This window comes from Lishizhenia sp. (assembly GCF_057456495.1).
The window spans coordinates 1-6,988 of sequence record NZ_JBVCPV010000163.1 but is presented as its reverse complement, the minus strand read 5'-3'; the positions used below and the strand labels follow the sequence as shown (position 1 = coordinate 6,988).

Below are 6,988 nucleotides of genomic sequence, written 5' to 3'. Positions count from 1 at the left end.
TTCCCCTCTCCTTTTAAGAGTCGTTTTATGTTCTTTTTATGGGTAATAACCACTGCTAAACTTAACACGATACTAAAGACGGTTAAAGGAACATTTTGGTTGTTAAAACCGAAGTGTAAAATTAAAGGAAAGGCCAAAGCTGCCGTAATTGCTCCTAAAGAGACAAAAGAAAAGACCATAAAAACAGCTAAAAATATTCCCAAACAAATCAAAGCCGTTAAGGGGTGTAACCCTATGATTACTCCTAAGGATGTCGCTACTCCCTTTCCACCTTTAAAACCAGCAAAAAGTGGAAATACATGCCCCAATACAGCGCATATACCTGCAGTTAATTGCAAGTGAATTAAATCATCTGTGGCCCAAGCGTATTGAGACACAAAAAAGGGCATTAGCACTGCCAAAGCCCCTTTTATAATATCAACGGTTAATACAACCTTACCTGCCTTCTTCCCAAGTACACGGAAAGTATTGGTTGCTCCTGCATTTTTAGAACCGTGTTCTCTAACATCAACTCCATACTTTGCTTTTCCAACCCAAACGGCTGTGGGAATAGATCCCAAGATGTAAGCTATACTTCCAAATAAAACGTAATCAAACATTAAATACCTCCAAATATTCTAAGGAATTGACTCTTCAATACTGAATCGTCTGAAATTCCATACTCAAATTTCTTAATTTTTCTCTTATCCTCTTTGATTTCCATTACGCTCGTATTGAATTCTTGATCACTGGTAATGATATCCATCTGTCCTCTCTTCTCTCCTTGTTCATAGAAGAAATAGTAAGAATACCCTCCAGGCATATCTATCATAAATCCAACCTTATCTCCTAACAACACACGTTGCTCGGCGAATAATTTAAAGTCAACATACTTCAATACAGGAACATCATTAATAGAAACTAAAATGGCTTTCGACATACTTGTTTTCAAACCTTTTTGGTAATCGTCTACTAAGTCGTAAGTACTTAAACGTACACCTGAGAAAACAAAGGTAGCTTCTACTTCCTTGGGTAACTTCTTCACTGTTCCAGACTCACCTAACTTTTCGCTAAAGTTCTGCGCATCCTTTTCAGAAGACCAAGTGGCAATAGCATCTACCAAAGTGTTCGATTTTAAATCAGCTGGAGCCAAGTTACTTTGTAAGTTAATCTTATTGGCTACCGCTTCGAAAACCTTCTCGTCCATCGGTGTTTTTACCTGCATGGTTAAGTTGAAGTTAGCTTCCTTCTTGGCTTGGTTATAAATCACAGTTCCTACACTTGCAATTTCCAAGTCACCAAAGTCCATCCCTAAGTCAACCTTACCATTCCCGTACATTCCGCACGTCTTCAAATTCAAAGAAACGTAATTTCCAACAGCCGATAAATCTAACAATTTTTCTTTATTTCCAATTTCAAACTCGTAAGAGGCTGGGTTATATTTTAAGAATCCTGTTCCAGAAATCACCTTGGTATCCGCTTCATTTTCTACGGCAGATAAGAAGGTTGGATAAATCTCTAAAGAATCAAGGTTCTCTGTATTTCTCCATACTAAACCTGCAGAAATTGCATTCCCTTCTAAATCTTCTGGACTCTCTCCTACCGGAATTTGAACATCCTTAGGATCAATAGCAGAACTAAAGGCCATCCAGTTTTTAGCAATTCCTTCACAGTCGTGTACAATCTTAGTTGCTCCCTTAAAGTTGATCAAAGGATTGTTGGCATATAATTCAACATCTCCATAGAAATCGAACTGAGGAGATAACATAAAGTCAGTACCCTCGGCCACTTTACCATTTGCACGTGTTTGTAAATCTTTATCTACATATACCTTGTGCATTGGGATATAATGCAAGGTAGAATCTAAATCATAGTACTTATAATCTCCAAAACTCAAGAAACTCTCACTCGATTGAATGGTTGTGTTCGCATTAACGATGGTATGTAAAATCTCCTCGTCACGTGATTTAATCACAGAATTTCTCAAGGTATCTATTACCGCTTTTGGTTGTATTTCCACATATTGAGAATCTGGATATATCAATGCATCGGCGATTTCTACGAATTCTGTTTCGTAACAGTTGATAATTCTGTTTTTCATATCGAACTGTGCATTCCCACTCTCTATGGTCAACATCTTCTGCTCTGGACGAAGTGCATAGAACTTGGCTTTATCTTCTGGGTTATCCAAAATGATTTCATCCTCATCTATTTTCCAGTCGAAATCCTTCACAGAACATCTAAACTCGTTAACAGGGAAACGCAGTTCAGAATCATCATCCATAATAGAGAAAGTTCCTTCTCGGCCCTTTAAGTCTATCTTCGTTTTTACATTCTCACTGGTCAATAAATACTCTGAAGCCATCAAGTCTCCAGGTTTCTTATCCAAGTTCTTTAAGTAATAAGCTGCTGAATCAGATATGATATCCCAACGATCAAATTCAAAGGCATTTGACGATAATAGAGCTTTCTCCATATCTACTCTACCCATCCCCGTCATACCTGAAGGTTGAATAACAGCCGTTCCAAACAAGTTACTTTCCCCTTCGTACATCTTAATAGGATCTCTAGTAGATTTCACTTTCAACATTTTGTTTCTTGGAAGGTAGGTCATGAAGGCATTTGGTGATTCTGCATCCGGGAATTGAACACCGCTCGCCAAAGGTTCATTTTTAAATTCTACAATACCTATAGTACTATCTGGTAAGAAGGTAAAGGCTTTAGAGATAGAAGTTGATTGAATGAAATCAATTTGACCGGCTCCTTGTAATCCGTTGTTTGACAACACAATTTTATTTTCATATTTCGCAACATCTCCATAGAAATCATATCCTCCTGTTGGAGCTACCGTACTAAATCCTAAAGAATAATCTCCCATAATGGTCAAGTCTTGCTCAAAGACTGGGAAAATTCCTGCCGAGTGCATTTGTCCATTAAAGGCAATAGATTTTTCATCGAAGTTATCCAAACTGTCTATCGTAAAAGGTTCAACTTCAAAGAAGAAATTTTCTTTCTTGTAAGCACTTTGGTGAATAGCATCGTATTCCCAGAACACCTTGGTAGTTCCTTCTGAATACAGCATAGGATAATTATGAAACTCTTCCTTTAAACCACTTCTGTTATTCGGATCATCTACCAATATATACCCTACAATTCCCGTTAAACTCGATTGTAAAGAGATTGGCGTTTTACCATCTTCTGGACGTAAAGGATTAACCCTAAACAAGGCAATATCTGAAGAAGTAATATTGATTTTATTCTCGGCGTAATCGTAATATCCATTGGTGATATCTATCTGCCATTTCCCTGAATTTACCCATCCTTTGAAAATAACATCTCTGTTCTCCTTGATTAACACTTTACTAGAATCTGGAAAAATTGCTGTGGCTTGATAATCCGAAATTGGCACTTTACTCACGGCAACAAGGGCCATGTTCATGGTGTTTAAGTTTATGTTACCATGACTCTGCATTCCTTTGATAGAGTTGTTATGCTGTTCTATCTTGACTAATTCTTGACGTAAACTTGGATTCTGCTCTAATTCATCCTTGGTGTAGTTCTTTGGTCGCATTGGCGCGAGGTTAGACTCAAATACTATATTGTCGTAGTCTTGCTTTCCAGAACGCGCATTGATAAAGTTATAGAGCTTATCCTTTAAAATGATTTCTCCTTTGTCTGTATCGTAGGAAATGAAACCAAGAGATGACAACTTTAAGAAAGTTTGCTTGGCTTGAGAAGTTGTTCTACCCAAGGCTGAAGCCGCCGTTCCTTCTGGCATTACCTGTAGGTCATACTTGTAGGAATACTTAGAAAGAGCCACCAAAGGGTGAATTGACTCCATACCCTGTAAGGATTCATACAAGGCCTGATCGTAGTAATTTCTGGATTCAAATCGTGCAATACGTTGTTCTTGTGAAGTACCCAACCCAAAGTCGAAATCTAACACATCACTGTCGATAGCCCAAGAGATTTGGGTAACATACATATCTAAATCGTGGAAGGTATTTGTAAACGGAGATTGCTCCACTCCTACATTCCCCCTTACCAATTGGATACGTTTATTGGTTCTGTCATAAGCAAAACGCACACCTGGATGCCAGATAGAATCTTTAGCACTCAAGTGGATGATGGTTTTACAATTCCTTGTACTTAACTTATCCTCGGTAATGTTCAGGGTTTGAGATTCTGTAGTAATAAATTCTTTTCCTCCTTTTTTGAAGGATAGTCTGATCGGTTCTTGACGTGTTCCGAGTCCTACGAATTCAGCTCCTTTTAAAGAAAAACCTCCTTCGTAATTTACTCCTTCTACAATGTTGGGAATACTCAATCTGTTTTCGAAAGAAGAGAACTGTGGATACTCATCTCCTTTTCCTTCTCTATACGCACCACGCTGTGCTCTTTCTGATAATTTTCCGATAATCGGTTCCGAGAAATAAGTTGAGGTTAAGTATGCCGTATCTATATTGATATAAGGCGATTTCATAGAAACATCGTAATAAGAAATTTTGGCCTTCGTTTTTTCTCGGTCTAGTCCTACCTTTTCCCAAGTTATCTCTCCTCCTTTACCTTGCCATTTCTCTAAGGCTGGATCATATACTCCAGAAGTATTGTAAACAACCATACTATCTGTGTAAGGAATCTCTTTTTTAGTAGAAGATGATGTATTGATGGTTCTACAAATCAGGTTACCATTTTCTAAAACAATTTCCGGACCTCTGTTGTAGACAAAATCAAAGGCTCCACCTTCATAAAACCACTCAAATCCATTGTTGATGTATATTACTCTACGTTGAAAGAATGCTTTCGAAACCTGGATAAATTCTTCAAATTTTCTTGAATTTCTAGAATCTAACTGTTTGTCGATAGCCTGGTGCCAAGCTGTGTAAGAATCGTTGGCTTTTTTCTCCATCAAAGCGTTCACAGAAAATACGTAGTTGTATACTTCTGGGTAAGCATCCATGCGCTTCTCTATAATGAGATTAGCCGTTTTCACCATGCGTTCAAAAACCTCATCTTTAATCAAATCACTTTCCAAAAGGTTCATTTCAAAGACATCCTCTATAAAAGCGAATTCCTCCTTTGGTGTAAGTGGTTTTAACTCCTTTTGAAGCTCTTTAAAAAACTTCTCTCTGTCGGCACTATAATTCTGAGCTAGTGTCTGAAAAGAGAAAAAAAGTATACTTAGTACTACAGCTATTTTCATGTTTACTAATTTACAATAGAATGAATAATTTAAGTCCACCCCAAAAGCGCTCTGTTTCATTTTAAGTAAAATATAACAAAGGGCTAACGCAATTTTAATTTACGCCAATAGGGTATAAATAAAAAGGGTGTAAGGTAAAGGAAAGGTTTAGTGCCGTAAAAATCAAGACTCTTACGGCACCAAGTATTAACTGCTCTTAATTTTTTATTAACTGTATCACGGCCCAACCTTCCTTCAGAAGTACACCTTCCTTTGTAAAACCGTTTTGTGCAGCAATAGTTACAAGTTCATCTACATCAGATTCGAAAAAACCGCTTAATTTCAGTTTCCCACCCGATTTCAATAAAGATGCATACGTTGGCATGTGTGCCTTTAATACGTTTTTGTTGATGTTGGCCAAAAGCAGATCAAAATTGTCTTCTTTCACCACATCTATATCTCCCAATAAGAAAGTAATATCATCGATATCATTTCTACCTTGGTTTTCTATGGCATTTTCTACAGCCCCTTCTTCGATATCAGTACCCATCGTAAAGCCAGCTCCTAATTTCTTAGCAACAATGGCCAAAACTCCTGTTCCAGAACCAACGTCTAATACGCGTTTACCTTCCAAGTTTTCATCAAACAAAGCTTTGGACATTAACCACGTTGTTTGGTGGTGTCCGGTACCGAAAGACATCTGCGGTTGAATTTCAACAACCATTCCCTTGGCCACACTTGCATCGTGGAAAGGAGCTAAAATGCTCAACTTATCTTCTACAAAAACGGGTTCAAAATCAGCTTCCCATGTAGCATTCCAGTTTTGTTCTGCAATGGTATTTTGCGTAAAGCTCAAGTCTAACCCTTCTGGAACATTTCCCAGTAAAGTTTGCGCCATCACCTCATCCATGTTTACATCAGCAGTCGGTCCATAGGCTTTTACCCCTGTTTTATCATTGGTAAAGCTTTCAAAACCTAATTCTGCCAATTGAGAAACGATGATATCGTCCCACGGTGAAACTGGACTCAATTTGATATCTAATTCTAGATACTCCATATCTGTGCGTTTAAAGGGTGCAATTAAAGTGCGTTAGCAATAGCAATAAAGTCAGCCGCTTTTAAACAAGCTCCTCCTACTAATCCACCGTCTACATTTTCACAAGCAAATAACTCTTGTGCATTGTCTGGCTTCACACTTCCACCGTAAAGAATAGAAGTACCTTGTGCTACCTCTTCTGAGTATTTTGCTGCAATTGCCGCACGAATGTCTTTGTGCATCTCCTCAGCTTGTGCGCTAGAAGCAGTTTTACCTGTTCCTATCGCCCAAATTGGTTCGTAAGCAATCACTACATTTTTCATTTGCGCTGCAGACAAGTGGAATAAACTCTCCTCCAATTGTTTGATTACAAAATCTTTTTGTGTTCCTTCTTCTCTTACCGCCAAAGGTTCTCCACAACAGAAAATCACTTCTAATCCTTCTGCCAAGGCAGCGTCTACTTTCTTTTTTATGATCGCATTGTCTTCTCCAAAGATCTCTCTTCTCTCAGAGTGTCCTACCAATACAGACTCTACTTCAAAAGCCTTTAATTGCGCCATACTGATTTCTCCAGTAAAAGCACCTTTGGCTTCAAAGTATCCGTTTTGTGCACCTACAGTAATTGGAGATTTCCCCAATTTCGCTAATGCTTCTGACAAATAAATAAACGGAGGAAACACTTTCATTTCCTTATTTTCTTCAATAAAATGATAATCTGTAATACCGTCGAACAATTCAGCAACTTCTGCTGGGTTCAAATTCATTTTATAATTCCCTGCTACTATCTTTCT

Annotated in this window: 4 protein-coding genes; all 4 read right to left on the bottom strand. The window is 38.0% G+C overall.

The window, feature by feature from the left end; translation table 11 throughout:
- A partial coding sequence (gene plsY, locus AC22ZQ_RS11260) for a glycerol-3-phosphate 1-O-acyltransferase PlsY (RefSeq protein ID WP_318958870.1) occupies positions 1–599 on the bottom strand: 599 nt, incomplete at its 3' end.
- Positions 599–5,182 carry a hypothetical protein gene (locus tag AC22ZQ_RS11255; RefSeq protein WP_318958869.1) on the bottom strand — a complete coding sequence of 1,528 codons (4,584 nt, stop codon included), beginning with the start codon at positions 5,180–5,182 and terminating at the stop codon, positions 599–601. The genes plsY and AC22ZQ_RS11255, both read right to left, overlap by 1 nt.
- A gap of 196 nt (positions 5,183–5,378) precedes the next feature.
- Entirely contained in the window at positions 5,379–6,218 is an 840-nt protein-coding gene (gene prmA, locus AC22ZQ_RS11250; RefSeq protein WP_318958868.1) for a 50S ribosomal protein L11 methyltransferase, read from the bottom strand.
- A gap of 23 nt (positions 6,219–6,241) precedes the next feature.
- Positions 6,242–6,988: triose-phosphate isomerase (gene tpiA / locus AC22ZQ_RS11245; protein WP_318958867.1), on the bottom strand; the 747-nt coding region annotated here is incomplete at its 5' end.

Excerpts from the sequence above, each read along its gene's own strand:
- AC22ZQ_RS11255 (WP_318958869.1), bottom strand. The coding sequence starts at position 5,182 with ATGAAAATAGCTGTAGTACTAAGTATACTTTTTTTCTCTTTTCAGACA.
- prmA (WP_318958868.1), bottom strand. The coding sequence starts at position 6,218 with ATGGAGTATCTAGAATTAGATATCAAATTGAGTCCAGTTTCACCGTGG.